14 protein-coding genes are annotated in these 19434 nt (G+C 75.4%); 5 read left to right on the top strand and 9 right to left on the bottom strand.

Going from position 1 to position 19434, the window contains the following annotated elements:
* Positions 1-61: 61 nt before the first annotated feature.
* Positions 62-1486: a dihydrolipoyl dehydrogenase family protein gene (locus tag ACFY2K_RS27720; RefSeq protein WP_387714958.1), complete on the bottom strand. Its 1425-nt coding sequence runs from the start codon at positions 1484-1486 to the stop codon at positions 62-64.
* Positions 1487-1847: 361 nt separating this feature from the next.
* Between ACFY2K_RS27720 and ACFY2K_RS27715 the strand changes: the two genes are divergently transcribed.
* The 4 genes from ACFY2K_RS27715 to ACFY2K_RS27700 are packed head-to-tail and all read left to right on the top strand — an operon-like array spanning position 1848 to position 7864.
* Entirely contained in the window at positions 1848-3218 is a 1371-nt protein-coding gene (locus ACFY2K_RS27715; RefSeq protein WP_380642189.1) for a cytochrome ubiquinol oxidase subunit I, read from the top strand.
* Positions 3211-4512 (top strand): cytochrome d ubiquinol oxidase subunit II, encoded by a 1302-nt coding sequence (locus ACFY2K_RS27710; RefSeq protein ID WP_387714955.1) that lies wholly within the window; start codon positions 3211-3213, stop codon positions 4510-4512. Before ACFY2K_RS27715 ends, ACFY2K_RS27710 begins: the two co-directional genes overlap by 8 nt.
* On the top strand, positions 4509-6245 hold the full coding sequence (locus ACFY2K_RS27705) for an ABC transporter ATP-binding protein/permease (RefSeq protein WP_380642185.1): 1737 nt from the start codon (positions 4509-4511) through the stop codon (positions 6243-6245). Before ACFY2K_RS27710 ends, ACFY2K_RS27705 begins: the two co-directional genes overlap by 4 nt.
* Positions 6242-7864, top strand: coding sequence for an ATP-binding cassette domain-containing protein (locus ACFY2K_RS27700; protein WP_380521810.1), 1623 nt, complete (start codon positions 6242-6244; stop codon positions 7862-7864). The genes ACFY2K_RS27705 and ACFY2K_RS27700 overlap by 4 nt, the downstream gene beginning before the upstream one ends.
* Positions 7865-7935: 71 nt before the next feature.
* Here the strand turns inward: ACFY2K_RS27700 and ACFY2K_RS27695 are convergent, their stop codons facing one another.
* Complete coding sequence (locus tag ACFY2K_RS27695) at positions 7936-8808, bottom strand: hypothetical protein (RefSeq protein WP_387714951.1); 873 nt, start codon at positions 8806-8808, stop codon at positions 7936-7938.
* Between the two features lie 343 nt (positions 8809-9151).
* On the opposite strand from ACFY2K_RS27695, the gene ACFY2K_RS27690 reads away from it, so the two are divergent.
* Positions 9152-11893: a BREX system ATP-binding domain-containing protein gene (locus ACFY2K_RS27690; protein WP_380642181.1), complete on the top strand. Its 2742-nt coding sequence runs from the start codon at positions 9152-9154 to the stop codon at positions 11891-11893.
* 106 nt (positions 11894-11999) lie between these two features.
* Here the strand turns inward: ACFY2K_RS27690 and ACFY2K_RS27685 are convergent, their stop codons facing one another.
* The 7 genes from ACFY2K_RS27685 to ACFY2K_RS27655 form a co-directional block, all read right to left on the bottom strand.
* Complete coding sequence (locus ACFY2K_RS27685) at positions 12000-12923, bottom strand: VOC family protein (protein WP_380523291.1); 924 nt, start codon at positions 12921-12923, stop codon at positions 12000-12002.
* A 43-nt stretch (positions 12924-12966) separates the two neighbouring features.
* On the bottom strand, positions 12967-13704 hold the full coding sequence (locus ACFY2K_RS27680; RefSeq protein ID WP_387714947.1) for a YoaK family protein: 738 nt from the start codon (positions 13702-13704) through the stop codon (positions 12967-12969).
* Positions 13685-14212: a DoxX family protein gene (locus tag ACFY2K_RS27675; RefSeq protein WP_380642177.1), complete on the bottom strand. Its 528-nt coding sequence runs from the start codon at positions 14210-14212 to the stop codon at positions 13685-13687. The genes ACFY2K_RS27680 and ACFY2K_RS27675 overlap by 20 nt, the downstream gene beginning before the upstream one ends.
* 58 nt (positions 14213-14270) lie before the next feature.
* Entirely contained in the window at positions 14271-14933 is a 663-nt protein-coding gene (locus ACFY2K_RS27670) for a hydrolase (protein ID WP_380523294.1), read from the bottom strand.
* A 97-nt stretch (positions 14934-15030) separates the two neighbouring features.
* Positions 15031-16893, bottom strand: coding sequence for an amidohydrolase (locus tag ACFY2K_RS27665; RefSeq protein ID WP_387715073.1), 1863 nt, complete (start codon positions 16891-16893; stop codon positions 15031-15033).
* A gap of 298 nt (positions 16894-17191) precedes the next feature.
* Positions 17192-18028 carry an alpha/beta fold hydrolase gene (locus ACFY2K_RS27660; RefSeq protein ID WP_387714943.1) on the bottom strand — a complete coding sequence of 279 codons (837 nt, stop codon included), beginning with the start codon at positions 18026-18028 and terminating at the stop codon, positions 17192-17194.
* 155 nt (positions 18029-18183) lie between these two features.
* A complete protein-coding gene (locus tag ACFY2K_RS27655) occupies positions 18184-19413 on the bottom strand; it encodes an MFS transporter (RefSeq protein ID WP_387714940.1) in 1230 nt (409 codons plus the stop codon).
* Between the last annotated feature and the right edge of the window lie 21 nt (positions 19414-19434).

Here is a 19434-nt window from a genome sequence, read left to right as displayed (position 1 = left end):
GCAGCGGGCGGGGCCCGTTCCCCAGGACGGGCCCCGCCCACGCCTGACCGTCCGGCCCCGCTCAGCCGCGGTAGGCCTCCAGCAGGCGTAGCCAGACCTCGCTGATGGTCGGGTAGGCGGGGACCGCGTGCCAGAGCCGGTCGAGCGGCACCTCCCCGGCGACGGCGACGGTCGCCGAGTGGAGCAGTTCCGCGACCCCGGACCCGACGAAGGTCGCCCCCACCACGGTCTCGCGGTCCAGGTCGACCACGACCCTGGCCTGCCCGCGGTACCCGTCGGCGTACAGCGCGGCCCCCGCGACGTCGCCGATCCGGTAGTCGACGGCCCGCACGCGCCGGCCGGCCGCGGCTGCTTCGGCGAGGGTGGGCCCGACCGAGGCGACCTCCGGGTCCGTGAAGACCACGTGGGGCACGGCCGCGTGGTCGGCGGTCGCGACGCTGCGCCCCCAGGGCAGCAGGTCGAGCCCACGCCCGGACGCCCGGTCGGCGATCACGGCGCCGAAGACCCGTCCCTGGTACTTGCCCTGATGGGTCAGCAGGGCGCGGTGGTTGACGTCGCCGGCCGCGTAGAGCCAGCCGCCGGTCACGCCCACGGCCAGTCCGGTGTCGTCCACCTCGATCCAGTCCCCGGGCTCCAGTCCGACCGTCTCCAGTCCCAGGTCGTCGGTCGCGGGCCGCCTCCCGGTGGCGAACAGCACCTCGTCGGCCCGCAGTTCACCGTGCTCGCCGAGGTCCAGGACGACCCCGTTGTTCCGGGCCAGGCCGGCCACCGACACCCCGAAGCGCAGCTCGACCCCGGACTCCCGGAGCGCCTCGGCCACCAGCCGGCCGGCGAAGGGTTCCAGTCGGGGGAGGAGGGCCCCGCCCCGGACCAGCAGGGTCACCCGGCTGCCCAGCGCACTCCAGGCCGTGGCCAGTTCCACGGCGACCGCGCCGCCGCCGACGACGGCCAGCCGGCCGGGGGCCTCGGGTGCGCTGGTCCCCTCGCGACTGGTCCACACACCCGTGTGCTCGATGCCCGGCAGGTCGGGCAGGGCGGCACCGGTGCCGGTGCAGACGGCCACGGCGTGACGTGCGGTCAGGGTGCGGCGGCCGGAGCCGGGGAGGTCCACCACCACCCGCCGTTCGCCGTCCAGCCGGCCGTGCCCGCGGACCAGGGTGATCCCGGCGGAGTCCAGCCAGGCCACCTGGCCGTCGTCCCGCCACAGCGAGGCGAAGTCGTCCCGGCGCCGCAGTACCGCGTCGGCGTCCGGCCCGCCGGTGACAGCGGCCCTCGCACCGGGCAGCCGCTGCGCCTCCCGCAGCGCGGCCGGCGGCCGGAGCAGCGCCTTGCTCGGCATGCACGCCCAGTACGAGCACTCGCCGCCCACGAGCTCGCGTTCGACGATCGCCACGCTCAGCCCGCCGGCCCGCGCGCGGTCCGCGAGGTTCTCCCCGGTCGGACCGGCGCCCAGCACCACGAGGTCGAACTCGTCGGTTCCGCTCATCTCTTCGCCCGTTCCCTCACACCATCTGATGGTCATTCGCCGGAAGCCCTGTGGTGAGCAGGTCCGGCTCCTGGACGACGCTAGGCATCCCGACCGCGTCGGCGTGTTCTCTGCGTGCTCGGCACCGTCCCCAGCAGGCACGGAGTGTCCTCGGCGTTCCGTCGTGCCCGGCGGCACCTCGGTTCGCAGTTGTCCGAGGGACGCGCTGTGCGCTGCGAGGCAACCGACGATGCGCTGCGAAGGCATCGGGGGCACCGCGGGCCGCCTAGGTTCGCCGGGAGGCAGCCGCACCCGCCCGCGGATGACCGCGCGCCCCTGCCTCCCCCGCACCCGCCCGTTCCGCGTACCCTCCGGAGACCTCATGGCCCCACCGGCCGCCGTAGACCTGTCCAGGTGGCAGTTCGCCATCACGGCGATCTTCCACATGTCCTTCCCGGCCCTCACGGTCGGCCTCTCCGTGCTGCTCGCCGTCGTGCAGACCGCCTACGTGCGCACCGGCAACCCGCTCTACCAGCAGATCTTCCGCTTCTGGAAGAAGATCTTCGCGGTCGGCTTCGGCCTCGGTGTCGTCGCGGGCACCGTGATGACCTTCGAGTTCGGCCTCAACTGGGGCGTCTTCGCCCATGCCGTCGGACCGGTCATCGGGGTCACCATCGGCATGGAGGTCATCACGGCCTTCTTCCTGGAGGCCGGCTTCATCGGCGTCATGCTCTACGGCGAAGGCCGGGTCCGCCCCCGGACGATGGCCTTCGCCTCCTGGATGGTGGCCTTCGGCACCCTGCTGTCCACCACCTGGATCATGTCCGCCAACAGCTGGATGCAGGATCCGGTCGGGTACACCGAGACGGCCGGCCAGTTCCGTCCGAGCGACTGGACCGAGATCCTGCTCAACCCGGCCTTCACCTACCGCTTCCCGCACATGCTGCTGGCCGTGCTGATCAGCGCGAGCTGGTTCGTCGGCGGCATCTCCGCCTGGTACCTGGTCAAGCAGCGCCGGGCGGCCCTGCCGTTCGCGCGCCGCTGCCTGTCCATCGCCCTCGGCGTGCTCGCCGTCCTGATGCCGGTGCAGCTGTACATCGGCGACGCCACCGCCATCTTCATGGCGCAGCACCAGCCCGCGAAACTCCAGGCGTTCGAGGGGAACTGGCGCACCGACAACAACGGGTACAACCTGGTCGTCGTCCCCGACACCGACCGGGGCACCAACGACCTGCGCGTCACCGTCCCCCACCTGGGCGCGGTGATCGGCCACGACCTCACCGGGGAGGCCCCGGTGCCCGGTCTGCTGGAGACCCCGCCCGACCAGCGGCCCAACATGTGGAGCGCCTTCTACGGCTTCCGCGCCATGTACTTCACCGCCCTGGCCATGTTCGCCACCGCCCTCGCGGGACTGGTGCTGCGCCTGCGCAGGCGGCTGTTCGACTCCCGCCGCTTCCTGCGCTGGATGGTCTGGATGACACCGGCCGGCGTCATCGCCATCACCGGCGGGTGGATCACCGCCGAGACCGGGCGGCAGCCCTGGGTGGTCTACGGCAAGCTGCGCACGGCCGACGCGCTGTCGCACCTGACCACCGCGCAGGCCGCCACCACCCTGGCCGCCTTCGTGCTCCTCTACGCGGCCCTGCTGGCCGTCTGGATCCGCTACATCGTCCGCACGGTCAAGGCCGGCCCGGACCTGCCCGCGGACTCCGCCGCGGTGACCGCCCCCGGAACGGAGACCCCCGTTGCTTGAGTACGCCACCTACGCGCTCGTCCTGCTCTCGCTCGGCATGTACGTCGTCCTGGACGGCTACGACCTGGGCGTCGGCATGCTCAGCCTGTTCGCCAAGGGGAAGGACCGGCGCGAGTACGGCGAGCTGATCGCCACCGCCTGGGACGCCAACGAGAGCTGGCTCGTGCTGGCCGGCGTCGCCCTGTGGGCCGGGCTGCCCGGGGTGTACGCGACCGTGCTGCCCGGGGTCTACCTGCCGCTGATCGGCATGCTCCTGGCGATCATCCTGCGCGGCATGGGCCTGGAGTTCCAGAGCGCCGCCGCCGGCTACCGGCGCGGCTGGGCCCTCCTCTTCGGCGCCTCCTCCCTCGCCGCGACCCTCTGCCAGGGCCTGGTGCTCGGTGGTGTGCTGACCGGACTGGAGCAACGGGACGGGTCGTTCAGCGGCGGCGCCTTCGACTGGCTGACCTCCTACGGCGTGCTGTGCGCACTCGGCCTGGTGGCGCTCTACCTGGTGGCCGGCGCCGCCTGGCTGCAGGACAAGACCGAGGGCGCCGCCCGCGAGCAGGCGGGGCGGGCCGGGCGCCCGCTGCTGGCGGCCACCGCCGTGGCCGCGCTGGTCCTCGGGTTCGGCCTGGAGGCCGCCGATCCGCAGGAGTTCCGGTTCGACGAGCCGCTGCGCGCGGCGCTGTTCTGGACCGCCGTCGCCGGGGCGGCGGCCGCGGGCGCGGTGGCCTGGCACGGCTTCGGACGGCGGCCGGACTGGCGGCCCTTCGCGGGTGTGGTCACGGCCCAGGCCTGCGGCCTGCTCGCGCTGGTGGCCGCGACCGCCCCGGTGGTCGTCCCGCCCGGACTGACGCTCCACCAGGCGTCCAGCCCGGCCGACTCGCAGGCCTTCCTGGTGGTCGGCGTGGGGCTCTGCATGCCGGTGGTGCTCGCGTACAACGCGTACGCCTGGTGGGCCTTCCGCGGCAAGTTCACGCAGACCCCGGAGGAGCCCCTCGCCCCGCTACGGGTGCGGACGGGAGGGGGCCGCCCGGTCCGGCCCGAGCCGGGCGGCGTCATGGTCGTCCTCCGGCGCGTACTGCTCACCGTGCTGGGCGTCGGGCTGGCGGCCGTGTCCCAGGACGTCTTCGGCGGGGTCGCCGACTGGATCGACCCCGTCGGCATCGCCCTGCTCTCGACGGCGGCCCTGGTCGCCTGGCTGTGGGGCGACCGGCGGGACCAGCGGGACGGGGTCTTCGACCTCGACCCCGTCGACCCGGCGGCTCCGGCCGGTCCGGGTGACCCGGACGCGACCCGGGCCGGCGCATGAGCGCCTCGGCCGCCCTGCTGGCCGGGCTCGGTGACGAGCGCGCGGGGAGCCGGGACGACGAGGTGTCGGCCCGCCTGCACGCCTGGTCCGGGCCCGGACGCGGGGAGTTGCGCCGGGCCGGACTGCTGCGCGGGCTGGCCCCGCTGGGCACCGTGCTCTGGGCGGCGGGCCTGGCCTGGGCCGCCCAGCGCGGGCTCACCGGCCGGCCCGGCGGGGGCGTCATGGCGGAGGTCCTGGTCGGTGCCGGGCTGGTGCCGGCCGGCCTCGCGCTCCGGTCCGTGCTGCTGTCCGCCGCCGACGCGGCCGCCGCCCGCGGCGCCCGCCGGGTGCGTACGGCCCTGCGCGAGCGGCTGCTCGCCGCGGCCCTGCCCGCGCACGGGCCCGCCCGTGCCGGTGTCGACGACGCCGCCCTCGCCGAGTCCCTGACCGGCGAGGTCGCCCGGCTCACCGAGTGGCTCACCGAATACGTCCCGGCCCGGACCACGATGCTCCTGGGCAGCGGCCTGACCCTCGCCGCCATCGCGGTCCGCAGCTGGTTCGTGGCCCTGATCCTGGTCGCCGCCACCCCGTTGCTGCCCGCCAACCTGAAGGTCATCGGCCTGGGCACGCAGGTCGCCGTGCACGCGCAGCTCACGGCGGTGCGCCGCCACGGCGCACGCCTGCTCGACCAGCTGCGCGGCCTGCCCACCCTGATCGGACTGGGCGCCCGGGACACCGCCGCGAGCACGCTGCGCGAGGACGACGAGGAGCTGGCGCGCCGCACCCAGGCGGTGCTACGGGTCGCCTTCCTCTCCACCGCCTGGATCGAACTGCTGATCACCGGCACCCTCGCCGTGGTCGCGACCTACTGCGGCCTGGCACTCCTCGACTACCTCCAACTGCCGCTGGTACCAAGCAGGATGGACCTGGACACCGCGCTCTTCGTGCTGGTCCTCACCCCCGCCTACTTCGCCCCCGCGCGCGCCCTGGCGTACGGCTACCACGCCCGCGCCGAGGCCCGGGCCGCAGCCGAGCTGATCGACGGGGTCCTCGCCGGCGGCGCTGCGGATCCGGACCCGCCCGTGCCGGCCCGCCGCACCGGCGGCGCCATCGGCGTACGGCTGGACCGTGCGACGGTCCGTCACCCCGACCGTGAAGACCCGGCACTGGACGACGTGACCCTCCACCTCGCCCCCGGCACCCTCCTCGCCGTCACCGGCCCCAGCGGCGCGGGCAAGTCGACCCTGCTCGCCGTCGCCGCAGGCCTGGCCGAGCCCACCGCCGGAACCGTCGCCCACGCGTGGGAGGGCACGCTCCACCCGCCCTCACCCGCGTCCGTCGCCTGGGTCGGCCAGCCCGCGCACCTGCTGCCCGGCACCGTCCGGGACAACCTGCTGCTCGCCCGCCCCGGGGTCACCGACGCGGAACTCGCCGACGCCTTCCGCGCGCTCGGCTTCGGCGACGTGCTCGACGACCTGCCGGGCGGACTCGACACTCCGCTCGGCGAGCGCGGCAGCGGGCTCTCCTCCGGCCAGTCCCAGCAGCTCTCGCTGGTACGGGCCCTGCTCCGGGACGCCCCGCTGCTCTGCCTCGACGAGCCCACCGCCCACCTCGACCCGGTGGCGGAGGCCCGCGTGCTGACGGCCCTGCGCACGCTGACCCGCGGCCGGACCGTACTGCTCGCCACCCACAGCCCCGCGCTGCTCCCCCTCGCGGACCGCACGATCCGCCTCGACCGGGGGAGGGCCCGATGAACGCCTGGACCCTGCTGCGCCGTGCGGTTCCCCGCCGCGACCTGGCCGTCGGCATCGCGCTGGCCGCGGCGGCCGAGGTGAGCGCGGCGGCGCTGCTGGGCCTGTCCGGCTGGTTCCTGACGACCTGTGCGCTGGTGACGCTGCTGGCCGACACCACCTGGTCGTGGATGTACCCGTCGGGAGGTGTCCGTGCCCTGGCCCTGCTGCGCACCTCGCTGCGCTACCTGGAACGGCTGGTCAGCCACCGGGTCGTCCTCGCCACGACCGTGACGCTGCGCGGCCGCCTGGTCCGGGGCGCGGGCGACCTGAGCGCGCGCGAACTCCGGGCCCGACGCGACGGGGCACTGCTGGCCCGCCTGACCACCGATGCGGAGACGGTGGCCGGGCTGCCCGCCCAGGTCGTCGCGCCACTCGCCGGCTGCGCCGTCACCGCGGTACTGGTGGAGGCGCTGCTGCTGGGGGCGAGCCCGCTGCTCGGCGCGGCCGAGCTCGCGGTGTTCGCGGGCGGCACCTGGTGGGCGGTCCGCACCGGCCGCCGGGCCCGACGCCACCTCGCGAGCGCCGCCGACGCCCGCACCGGCGCCCGGACGGACCTGATCGCCGCCAGGGCCGCCTTCAACGAACTGCGCTGCCTGGACGCGGTGCCGCAGACCCGAGGCGTCGTCGCGACGGCGCTGGAGCGCGAGGAGGCGGCCACCGCCGCCGCGGCGGCCGAGCAGCGGACGGGCCGGCTGGGCCTGCGGCTGCTGGCCGCCCTCGGCCAGGGCCTCGCCCTGCTGCTCGCCCTGCGGGCGGGCGGCTGGTCGCAGCCGGTGGCCGACGTCGTCGGCGAGGTGCTGCTGCTCACGGCGGTGTGGGACCTGCTGGACCGCTTTCCGCAGCTGCTCCAGGACCTGGCCGCCGCCCAGGACGCGGCCGCGCGCCTCGGCCCGCTCGCCGCGACCCCCGCCGACCGGCGACAGCCCACGCCCACGGGGGGCGCTCCGGTGCTCACCGTGGCAGGCCTCCCCACTGCCGACGGCGGACGGCCGCTCTCGTTCGCCGTCGAAGCCCCCCGCCTGGTCGTCGTCACCGGTCCCAACGGCAGCGGGAAGTCCACCCTCCTCGGGCAGTTGGCCGGACGGCTGCCGACCGCCTCCGGCCGGGTGCGGCTGGGCGGCGCCCCCGTCGCGGACCTGCCTGCCGAGGCCGTCGCCGATGTGCTCACCCTGGTCGAGGCCGACGACTGGCTCGCCGACACGACCGTCTCGGCCAACCTGTGCCTGGCCGCGCCCCACGCCGACCGAGGGCAACTGCGCGCCGCCCTGGCAGCGGTCGGCCTCGACGGCCTGCGCCTGGACACCCCGGTCGGCCCCGGCGGCCGCGCCCTGTCCCAAGGACAGCGGCGCCGCCTCACCGTCGCCCGCGCGATCCTGCGGCGTCCGCGCATCCTGCTGCTCGACGAACCCACCGCCGGACTCGACCGCCCGACCGCCCGGGCCCTGCTGCGCGAGCTGCGCCGCGCGCTGCCCGACTCGGCCCTGGTCCTCGCCGTGCAGGACCAGGACCTCGCCCTGCTCCCGTGGCGACCGGACACCACCGTCCCGCTGACCGGTGCGAGGGCTCCTCAGCCGGCCTGAGGAACCGACGGAATCCCGCGCGGACCCGGGGGCGTTCCGGATCGGGACGGGGGAACAGGTCGGCCGGGTTCTCAGTCGACGTGCAGGGTGAGCTGGGCGGTGTGCAGCTGCCCGGCCGCCTGGAACTGGAGGAAGACCCGCCAGTTGCCCGGCTCGGGGAGCAGGGCGTGGAACGTCAGCGTCGGCCCGCCGTGGTCACCGTCGACCGCGTCGGCCGGGTGGAGGTGGGCCAGTGCCTGGTCGCCCTCGTGGAAGGCGCTGAGGTGGGCGTAGGCGTCCAGGTACGGCTGGAGGTCGGTCACCGGTCGGCCGTCCCGGCTCACGGTCGCCGTCAACTGGTGTGCGCCGGACATCGGTCGGGCGTGCAGGGAGACGGTGTAGCCGTCGACCGTGGTGGTGTCGCTCGGGGTGGGCAGGGGCACCGGGACGGCAGGGCCGGGCACCGTGACGGTGCGGCTGAGGACGAGCTCGGCGGCGTGGGCGCCGGTGTGCGGGATGAAGTCGGCGTACAGCCGCCAGCTGCCCGGGGTGAGCGCCGCCAGGTCGGCGGTCCAGGTGCCGTCCTCGGCCATCTCCGGGTGCAGGTGCTGGAAGCCGGTGAGGTCGCTGCGGATCGCGTAGAAGTGCAGCTTCTCGGTCTGGTGGACGGCGAAGTCGGTGACCGGGGCACCGCCCGGGCCGGTGACGGTGAACCGGAAGGCCGTCGGTCGCCCGGCGGGCACGCCGCAGGTCGCGGTGGAGAGCCGGTAGCCGTCCTGCTCGGCGGCGAGACCGCGGGCGGGCACCGGGGAGGTGGCCGCCGCCGCAACCGGCGGGGGAGCGGGGGTGGCGGCCGGGGCCGACGGGGCGGGCGAGGCCGCGGCCATCCCGAGCAGGAGCAGCACGGGCACGCAGGAGGCGAGCAGCCAGCCCCGGGAGAACGGACGAGCAGGCGGAGCGGTCATGGGCAGGCCCTTCCGGTTGCGGGCGCGTCGGAACGGACGCCGTCCGAGGCCGAAGGGATTCGGCCCCGCTGCACAGGAGAACGCTGCCGCCGCGCGCGATAACCGAAAGTCGGCGTCCGCCGTACCGCCCCGCGGCCACCGGGTGACCCCCGTCCTCGCCCGATGAGAGCCCGGGCCGACGCGAACCGGCGAGCCGAGGGGTGCGGCGTCCGTTTGTGGGCGGAGCGCCGGTAGGGCCTTGCTCGTTCATGGCCCTGACCAGGGAGGATTCGGTTGCGGGGGCCTGACAGGTTGTAGCATCGGGTGCTCGCCGGACGGGTCGGGCGGACCTGAGGGGGAGTGCGTGACGGACGGTGGGCAGGGCCGGGCCCTGGTCGGGCGGCAGCGGGAGACGGAGGTGCTCACCGCGGCGCTGGTGCAGGCGGTCGACGGCCGGAGCGGTTCCACGGTGCTGCTGCGGGGCGAGGCCGGGGTCGGCAAGAGCACGCTGCTCGGCTGGGTCGAGCGGGCGGCGCGCGAGCGCGGGTTCACCGTGCTGCGGGCGGTCGGCACGGAGGCGGAGACGGACCTCGCCTTCGGCGCGCTCCACCAGGTGTTCTGGCCGCTGCTGCGGCGGTCCGGCGCCCTGTCGGCGCACCAGCGCGAGGCGCTGGAGAGCGCGTTGGGCGTGCGGTCCGGCACGCCGACCGGATTCGCCGTCGGTGCCGCCGCGCTCACGCTGCTCGACGAGGCGGTGCGGACGGCCCCGGTGCTGCTCGTCCTGGACGACCTGCACTGGATCGACTCGTCGAGCGCGACGGTCTTCGCGTTCCTGCACCGGCGCAGCGCCGACCTGCCGCTGGTGATCGTCGGGGCCGGGCGGCCGGACGGCCCGGCCGACCGGACCTGGTCGGCCGAGACCTGGTCGGCCGAGGCCCTCGACCTGCGGGCGCTGCCTCCCGTCGACGCCGCGCTGCTGCTGGGCGCCCACCACCCCGACCTCGCGGCGACCACCCGGGAGCGGGTCCTCGCCGAGGCGGCCGGCAACGCGCTGGCGCTGGTGGAGCTGCCGCGCCAGCTGGCGTCCGCACAGCAGCGGGGACTCGCGCCGCTGCCGGAGCCGCTGCCGCTGGGGCGGAAGCTGGAGCGGCTGTTCACGGACCGGCTGGAGACGATGACGCCGGAGGTCGGACGCCTGCTGCTGCTGGGCGCGCTGGCCACCGGACCGGAGTTCGGCGGGGCCGCGTGGCTGCGCGCGGTCGCGGACGACGGCGCGCGGGAGACCCTGGCACGGATCGAGGCGGACGGTCTGGCCCGGCTCGACGAGGCCGGGCAACTGGCCTTCCGGCACCCCCTGGTGCGCGCGGCGGTGGTCTCGGCGGCCTCGGACGCCGAGCGCCGGGCGGCCCACCGCACCCTCGCCGCGGTGCTCGCGCCCGACGACCCCCGGCGGCTGAGCCACGAGGCCTCGGCCGCCTGGCTCCCGGACGAGGACCTGGCACGCCGCCTGGAACGGGCCGGACGCGAGCTGGCCGGGCGCGGGGGCGACGCGGAGGGCGCGCTCCTGCTCGAACGCGGCGCCGGCCTCAGCCCCGGCTCCTGCGACCGCGCCCGCCGGCTCACCTGGGCCGCGGTGATGGCGGCCCGCGGTGGTCAACTGCGGCACGCCGCGGCCCTGGTGGAGGAGCTGCGGACCAGTACGGTGCCCCCGGACGTCGCCCCGCTGTTCGGGTACGCGGTGGTCTACGCCGACCAGAGCCACCACGTCGACTTCGAGTCCTCCGCCACGCTGCTGCCCGCGGCCCTCGACGCGTTGACCGAGCCGGGCGCCGACACCTTCGGGGGCCTCACGGAGCAGGTCTTCTTCAAGCTGCTGCTGGCCGCCGGCTACACCGACGACCCCCGGATCTGGCGCGCCCTGGAACGGCACCGGGACGGCGTCCCGGAGGTGGGGCGGCTCTGCCTGCGGGCCTGGACCGACCCGGGGCCGGACGCGGCCGCCGCCCTGCGGCGGGCGGCCGAGGCGATGACGGAGGAACAGGAGGCCGGTGCCGCCTGGCTCGTGCTGTGGACGGCGTCGGCGCTCGACTGCCCCGAGAGCGACCTCTGGCAGCGCGTCGCCGGGCTGCACGGCTACGCCACCCAGGGCTCGGTGGCGAAGGCCAAGGCCCACCAGGACTATCTGCTCGGGCACTGGGACCAGGCCGCCGTCAGCCTGCGCGAGGCCGAGATCGCGGACGAACTGGGCTACCACACCAATGCGTTGATGTTCCGCCAGTACCATGCCCACTTCCTGGCCGGGCGCGGCGACGAGGCCGGGCTGAGGGCGGTCGACGAGGTCGTCCGGCCCGTCGCCACCCGGGCCCGGCTGCGGTACGTCCTCGACCGGCTGACCCACCTGCGCGGGCTGGCCGCGCTCGCCCACCGGCGCTACGAGGAGGCGTACGGGCACTTCTGCGGGCTCACTCCGCCCGGACTGCTGCCCGCGGGCCCGCCCTGGTACCACGCGCTGGTCCTCGACCTGGTGACGGCGGCCGTGCACACCGGCCGGCGGGACGAGGCCCGGGCCCACCTGGCGGCGGCGCGCGCGGCCCGCTCCGCGGAGATCTCCGACCGGCACGCCTTCCTGTTCGCGGCCGCGGTCGCGCTGGCAGCCGAGGACGACGAGGCCGAGGAGGCCTACCGGACCGCGTACGCCGTGCCGGGGGCGGAGCGTTGGGCGTTCGAGCTCGCCCGGCTGCGGCTCGCCCACGGTTCGTGGCTCCGGCGGCGCCACCGGGCCGGGGCCCGAGGGGTGCTGCGGGTGGCGCAGCACGTGTTCCGGCGCCTCCGGGCCGACCCGTGGACGCGGTACTGCGAGGAGGAGCTGCGGGCCGCGGGAGACCAGGTGGCGCTGCCGCCGGGCGGCCCGGCCGCGGAGCCCGGCGGCCTCACCGGCCAGGAGCTGAGGATCGCCCGGCTGGCCGCGACCGGCCTGACCAACCGGGAGATCGGGCAGCAGCTCCAGCTGTCGCCCCGCACGGTCGGGGCGCACCTCTACAAGATCTTCCCGAAGCTCGGCATCACCTCGCGGGCCGCGCTCGCGCACGCCCTCGGCAGCGGCTGAGCTCCCGAGTCGCCCGCCGCCCGCCGCCCGCCGCCCGCCGCAGGACGGCGGACGCCGCGGAACCGGCCCACTCCGTTCTGGGGTGGGCCGGTTCCGGGGAGGCGGGTCACCGGGCGGTGTGGACCTCCGCGAGGTAGCCGCCCGGGAACCGCACCATCGCGCTGTCCCGGCCGCCCGCCGTGACCGGTCCCCACAGCACCGAGGCGCCGGCCGCCTTCGCCCGGTCCAGGGTGGCGCCGAGGTCGGCGACGCCGTAGCCGGTCAGCTCGCGGCCGAACGGGTGCGGCAGGTGGCCGTCCGTCACGGTGACCGTGGTGGTGCCGAAGCCCGAGGTGAGGCGCAGCAGCCGGTACGTCGTCCCGGGCAGTCCGATCGCGGCGCCGTCGGCCCGCCGGTCGTCGGAGGTGATCCGGCCGCCGGTGAAGGCCAGGTAGCTGCGCAGGAAGGAGCCGACCGCGTCGGGGGACAGGTAGAGCCGGTTCTCCGGCACGCTCGCCAGGTCCGGGTAGGACGGCGGGGTGGTGTGCACGTAGAGCTGGGCGCTGATGCCGCCGGGGAACTGGACGACGGCGTCCCGGCCGATCGGGTCGGCGAACGGGGCGACCGTCACCGACGCCCCCTCCGACCGTGCGGCGGCGACGGCCCGGTCGAGGTCGGTGACCAGCCAGCCGGTGCGCTCGGTGCCGAACGGGTACGGGACGGGCGTGGTGTAGTCGAACACCGAGAGCGTGCCGACGGGGGAGAGCACCAGCTCCGAGAGCGTACGGCTGGGGGTCGGCGTCACCTGGGTGGCGTTGGGGCCGATCGTGGTGCCGCCGAAGGTGGCGACCCAACTGGCCACGAAGGCCTGCTCGGTGCCCGGTTCGACGTAGACGTGGGTGGAGTCGTACTGCGGGCCGACGGCGAACTGCCGGTGCGTGCCGGGTGCGCGAGCCGTGTCGCCGTAGGCCGCCGAGGCGGTGGGAACGGCGGTCAGCGCGGCGATCGCCGCCGCCAGTGGGACCAGCCGGCGGGCGAAGCCCTTCATCATGGGGAGGATCCTTCCGGTCGGGGCGTGTCGGGGTGTGTCGGGGTCAGGCCGTCGGCGGTGCCCAGTGGGCGTCCGGGGCGGAGACCCGATGGGCGGTCAGCGCGGTGGCCAGGAGGAGCAGGGCGGCCAGGGCGAGGGCCGTGGCGGGCCACCCGTGCAGGACGAGGACCGCGCCGGCGAGTCCGCCGAGCAGCATCGCGAGGGCGGAGAGGATCCGCCGCCCCGGGCGCGGGGCCGTGCCCCCGGCCGGGGCCGAGTCGGCGGCGAGGCCGGTCAGGGTGAGGGTCAGCACGGTGGTGGTCAGGTCGGGCACGCCCAGGCGCCTGGCCACGGCGTTCTGCAGGCCCATGCCGAGGCCGAGCAGGACGATCAGCGCGTAGTTCTTTTCGTCGCCCGCGCCGCTGTCGGCCAGGGCTGCGGTGACGGCGGCGGCGGCCGTCAGCACCGTCTGGACTCCGGCGGCCCGGGCCAGCAGCCGCCCGCGGTGGCCCGCCAGGCGGCTGCCGAGCCGCCCGCCGGCGAGCGCGCCGGTCAGGAAGGCGGCCAGCGAGACCAGCGAGGCGGGGGCGGACAGCCCCGGGGCGCCCGCGAGCGAGAACCCCAGGAAGACCACGTTGCCGGTCATGTTCGCCACGAAGACGTGCCCGAGGCCGAGGTAGCTGACGGCGTCGACCACGCCGGTGGCCATGGTCAGCAGCAGCATCAGCGGGGGCAGCGGCCCGTGCCGGTCCGTGCGGGGCGGGGCGAGCGTCCGGCGGACGTCAGCCAGCAGTTCGCGCACCGGCCGCCACCCCCTCCGCCGTCGGCGGGCGGTGCAGGACGGCCCGGGTGAGCAGCCCGCTGGCCGGGCCGAGCGCGGCGCACGCGAGCGACAGCCACAGCGGCCAGCCGGTGAGGCCGACCGCGTGGTCGGCGGACCACCGGCCCGGCCCGGTGAGGGCGAGCGACCCGGCGGTGACGACCAGCACCAGCGGGTACTCGTAGCCGTCGTCCTGCACCCACAGTCCGTGCGGCCGCTTGACGGTGATCGCCACCGTCATCACGCCCATGGCGACCATGGCCGCCAGCGGGGTGAGCGCGCCCAGGGCCAGGAACAGGCCCGAACCGATCTGCCCGGCGCCCGCGGCGAGCGCGGTCAGCCGCCCGCCGGCGAAGCCGTCGTGCCGGAACTCCTCCGTCCCGCCCGCCAGGCCGTTACCGCCCAGGCGGTGGCTCACCTTCTGTACCCCGTGGCCGGCGATGAGCAGGCCCACCACCACGCGGAGGATCAGCAGTCCGGTATCCGTCATGTCCTGTTCCTGGTCCCTGTGTTCCTGGTCGTTGTGTTCCGGTGTCCCTGAGGCCGGGTCAGCCGGCGGCGTGCTCGCCGATGACGGCCTGGGCGTAGACGACCCCGAGGCCGTAGGCGCCGGCGTGCTCCTTGACGATCTCCATGACGGCGCCGTAGGTCTCCGTCCGGGCCCAGTCGCGCTGGAGCTCCAGCAGCACCTGCACCCAGGTGACCGGCACGGCGCCGGCCTGGGTCATCCGCTGGATCGCGTGCTCGTGGGCCTTGGGGGAGACGCCGCCGGAGGCGTCGGTGACGACGTAGACCTCGTAGCCCTGCTCGATCATCGACAGCACGGGCAGGACCAGGCAGACCTCGGTCCACAGCCCGGCTATCACGACCTTGCCGCGCCCGGTGGCCTTGACCGCCTCGACGACCGCCTCGTCCTCCCAGGCGTTCATCGAGGTGCGGTCGAGGATCTTCGCCTCCGGGAAGACCGCGCCCAGCTGCGGCAGCAGCGGACCGGAGAAGGACTCGGCGGCGACGGTGGTGAGCACGGCCGGGACGTCGAAGGCCCGGGCGGCCTTGGCGAGGCCGACGGTGGCGTTGATGATCGCGGTGCGGTCGCCGCTGCCGGTGCCGAAGAACATCTGCGGCTGGTGGTCCACGAACAGCACGACGGCGTTGTCAGGGGTCAGCAGGTCGGGGCTCGGGGTGGCGCTGACCTGGGTCAGGTCGACCATGGTGGTGGTCCTTTCGGTGCGGGCCGGAGGAGTCCGGCGCGTTTCGGGAGGTCCTGCGCACGGTGGTCCGTGGCGGAGGTTCGGGGGAGCGGTGCGGTCAGAGCACGAAACAGGGGTCGAAGGGCTGCTGCCGTTCGGCCGCCAGGCCGCGTTCGACGCGCCAGTGGCGGTGCAGCTCCGACTCGGCGACGACCTGTCCGAGCAGTTCCGCCTGGCGGGCGCCCGCGCCGGAGGCCTGGTAGCCGCCGAAGCGGGCCACCGGGCTCCAGGCCGGGCTGACCGGCGGGAGTTCCTCGTCCAGGCCCTCGTACTCGGCCGCGGCGTGGACGATCCGGCCGCCGACGACGGTCAGCACGGACTCGATGTGCGGGATGTCCTGCTCGGGCACGGTGAAGTAGTCGTCGGTCAGGACCGCCAGGTCGCCGTAACAGCCGGGCCGCAGCACGCCCTTGACGTCCTGCTCGCCGGTGAGCGCGGCGCCCGCCGTGGTGTACATCGCGAGTGCGGTCGCGCGGTCGACCCGGTTCTGCGCCGGCCGCAGCGCCCGGCCGCCGACCGTGCGGCCGGAGACCAGCCAGTGCAGGGCGACCCACGGGTTGTACGAGGAGACCCGGGTGGCGTCCGTCCCGGCGGCCACCGTCAGGCCGCGGCCCAGCATCGCGCGGATCGGCGGGGCCTCGGCGGCGGCGCCGGGGCCGTAGCGGCGCTCGAACACCTCGCCCTGGAAGGAGAGCCGGTTCTGGACGGACAGCGAGCCGCCGAGCGCCGCGATCCGGTCGAGGCTGTCCGGGGAGACGGTCTCCGCGTGGTCGAAGAGCCACCGGTTGCCGGCGGGGAACAGCCCCTCCGCGGCGAGCTTCTCGAAGACCGCGAGGTCACGCCGGATCGTCTCGTCGTAGGTCGCGTGCAGCCGGAAGCCCCAGCCGTGTTCCATGAGCAGCCGGACGGCCTGCTCGAACTCGCCCTCGTAGTCACCGAGTTCCGGGCGCGGCTCGGCGAAGTTCTCGAAGTCGGCGGCGGCCCAGGTGAGGTTCTCGCCGGCGCCGTTCAGCCGCAGCCACGCATCGCCGTCCCCGGGCCGGACGGTCCCGATCCAGCGGGTGAGGTCGTCGAGCTCCTGGCCGGCGGTCTGCGGGAACAGGTGGTAGGCGATCCGCAGCGAGAGCTGTCCGTCCCGGGCGAGTTCGGTCACCGTGCCGTAGTTCTCGGGGAAGTTCTGGAAGCCGCCGGCGGCGTCGATCGCGGAGGTCAGCCCGAAGCGGTTCAGCTCGCGCAGGAAGTGCCGGGTGGAGGTGCGGCGGTCCTCGCCCTCCAGGGCCGGGGCCTTGGCGAGCGTCGAGTAGAGGATCAGGGCGCTCGGGGCGGCCAGCAGCATGCCGTTGGGCTCGCCGCCGCGACCCCGGACGATCTGGCCGCCCTTCGGGTCCGGGGTGCGCGCGGTGAAGCCGGCGGCCTTGAGCGCGGCGCGGTTGAGCACCGCCGACTGGTAGAGGTGCAGCACGAACACCGGGGTGTCCGGCGCGGCCTCGTTCAGCTCGGCGGGGGTCGGCAGCCGCCGCTCGGCGAACTGCTCGGCGGACCAGCCGCCCACGACGCGCACCCACTGCCCCTTCGGGGTGCGGGCGGCCTGCTCCCGGAGCATCGCGAGCGCCTGGCGCAGCGACCGCACGCCGTCCCAGCGCAGCTCCAGCACGTAGTTGAGGCCGCCCCGGATCACGTGCAGGTGCGCGTCGTTGAGGCCGGGCACCACGCGTCGGCCGAGCGCGTCGACCACGGTGGTGGACGGGCCGATGACCGGGGCGACGTCCGCGTCCTCCCCGACGACGGTGATCACGCCGTCGCGGACGGCGAGCGCGCCGGCCCGGGGGCGGCGGGCGTCGCCGGTGTGGATCCTGGCGTTGCGGACGACGACGTCGGCGGCGTCCTCGACGGAGCGGGGCGTCAGCCCGCCGACCGGCATTGCAGGCACCTCGGAGGCCTCCTGTCACAGGGGTTGGGGTGGCCGCCCGGGGGGCGGGCGGCGGAGGGCGGCGGCCGGGCGGGCCGGGCGTTGGCCCGGCGTTCCCGATCACATGACAGAACGTTAGATTCGTTGCAGGGCAAGGAGTTTGCGCACAGTGCACCGCCTCCGTTCCGTCCGCGCACCGCTGTCCCCGGAACGGTTCCGTACGGGCCCCGGAACGGCCGGGGCCCCGGCCCCTCCGCCGTCCGGTGGGACGGGGAGGGACCGGGGCCCGGGGCCGGGACCGGCCGTGCGGTCACTTCGCGAGGAAGGCCAGCAGTGCCTCGTTGACCTCCTCGGCGTGGGTCCACAGCAGGCCGTGCGGAGCACCCTCGATCTCCACGTACTCGGCGGAGGGCAGGGCGCGGTGGAACGGCCGGCCGGTGCTGTCGATCGGCAGGATGCGGTCGGCGGTGCCGTGCACGATCAGGGCCGGCACGTCGATGCGCGGGATGTCCGCGCGGAAGTCGGTGTACCAGGTGGACGGCGCGGCGGCGGAGGCGTGGGAGCCGCTGGCGGCCGCGGTGTTCCAGCTGTTGCGGACGGCCTCCTCGCTGATCCTGGTCCCGAGGTTCTCGTCCAGGTTGTAGAAGTCCCGGAAGAAGGCGGTGAAGTAGGCGTAGCGGTCGGCCTTCACGGCCGCGACGATGCCGTCGAAGAACTCCTGCGGGGCGGCGCCGTCCGGGTTGTCGGCGGTCTTGAGCAGGCACGGCTCCAGCGAGCCCAGGAACGCGACCTTGGCGATGCGCGCGGAACCGTACGTGGACACGTAGCGGGCGACCTCGCCGGTGCCCATCGAGAAGCCGACCAGGACGACCTCGCGCAGGTCGAGGGTGTCCAGCACGGTCTTGAGGTCGGCGGCGAAGGTGTCGTAGTCGTAGCCGGTCGTGGGCTGCGAGGACCGGCCGAAGCCCCGGCGGTCGTAGGTGATCACCCGGTGGCCGGCGGCGAGCAGCGCGGCGCTCTGCCGCTCCCAGGAGTGCCCGTCGAGCGGGAACCCGTGGATGAGGACGACCGGCTGCCCGGAGCCGTGGTCCTCGTAGTACAGCTCGACGGGTGCGGAGTTCTCCTGGGCGACGGTGATGAACGGCATGGATGGTGCTCACTTTCTCTTGCGTGTAGCGTGCGGCCGACGGTCGGTGCGGCTGCGGTGCACGACACGCTAGGGCCGCTCGCGCCGGGCCGGTTGCCGCTGAGCGCACCGCGTGTTGTCCGGGAGCGCCGCCGAAGGTGCCCGGGCCCCGGCGGTCAGTGCAGGGAGCGGACCGCCGGGCTGGTGGCGACCAGGGCGGCGCAGGTGAGGACGGCGGTGCCGGAGGTCAGGAACAGGGTGGTCGTGCCGTACGGGAGCAGGGCGCCGGCCAGGACGTAGGAGAACGGGTCGAACGCCACCGTGGCCAGGACGACGAGGCTGAGCACCCGGCCCAACAGGTGCTCGGGCACCCGTTCCTGGAGGGTGGCCACGACGACCACGCCGAGGAAGCCGGAGCCGAGGCCGATGAGCGAGGCCACGGCCGTCGCGGTGAGGACCTGGGTGACGGCGGCGAGGCCGAGCATGCCCGCGCCGATCGCGGCGACGCCGCCGACCACGGTCCGGCCGCGCCGGGCGGGCGGGCGCCAACCGGCCGCCAGGGAGCCGGCCAGTGAGCCGGCGCCGAAACCGGAGAGCACGATGCCCAGGGCGCCCGCGCCGCCGAGGCGTTGGTCGGCGAGGACGGCGCCGCCCACCAGGACGGGGCCGACGACCGCGAGGTTGATCAGGGCGATGGCCGCGAGCATGCCCCGGACCACGGGCTCGCGCCAGGCGTACCCCAGCCCGGTGGTGAGGGCGCGCAGGTTGCCGGGCTGCTCGTCGCCGTCGCCCTTGTCGTCGCGGTCGCCGGTGCGTCGGACCACCCGGGCGAGGGTGCTGAAAGCGGCGGCGGCCAGGGCGGCCATCGCCGTGATCCCGCCGAGCGTGGCGGGGAAGCCGGCCGCGGCGATGCAGCCGGCGGCCACCGCCGGGCCGACCAGGTCGCCGCCCGACTCCGCGCCCTGCACCAGCCCGTTGACCCGGGCGAGCTGCTCGGTCGGCACGACGGCGGGCAGCAGCGCCAGCGCCGCGGGGAAGTACGCGGCGTCGGCGGCGCCGAGCAGGCCGCCGAGCAGCGCGACGGTGGTCAGCGACGGCGCGGCGAAGGTGACCAGGGCGCCGAGGGTGAGCAGCACGGCGACCCGGAGCCAGGCGGCGGCGGCCACCACCCGGTCGGGGCCGAGGCGGTCGACCAGTACTCCGGCGGGCGGCAGCAGCACCGCCCGGGGCAGGGCCACCGCCACCAGGACGAACCCGGTGGCGAGGCCGGGCTGCGCCAGGTCGAGCACGTAGAGGGTCAGCCACACGATGAACAGCGCGTCGGTCACGGCCGCCAGGCCCTGGCCGACGACCAGGCGCCGCAGGTGCGACCGGCCGAGCCGGCCGTGGCGCTCGCCGATCGTCACTCTCCGCTCCTCCGTGGTCGG

The sequence above is a fragment of the Kitasatospora sp. NPDC001309 genome, from assembly GCF_042896295.1.
Lineage (GTDB): Bacteria > Actinomycetota > Actinomycetes > Streptomycetales > Streptomycetaceae > Kitasatospora.
This window is presented reverse-complemented; position numbering and strand designations above follow the sequence as displayed.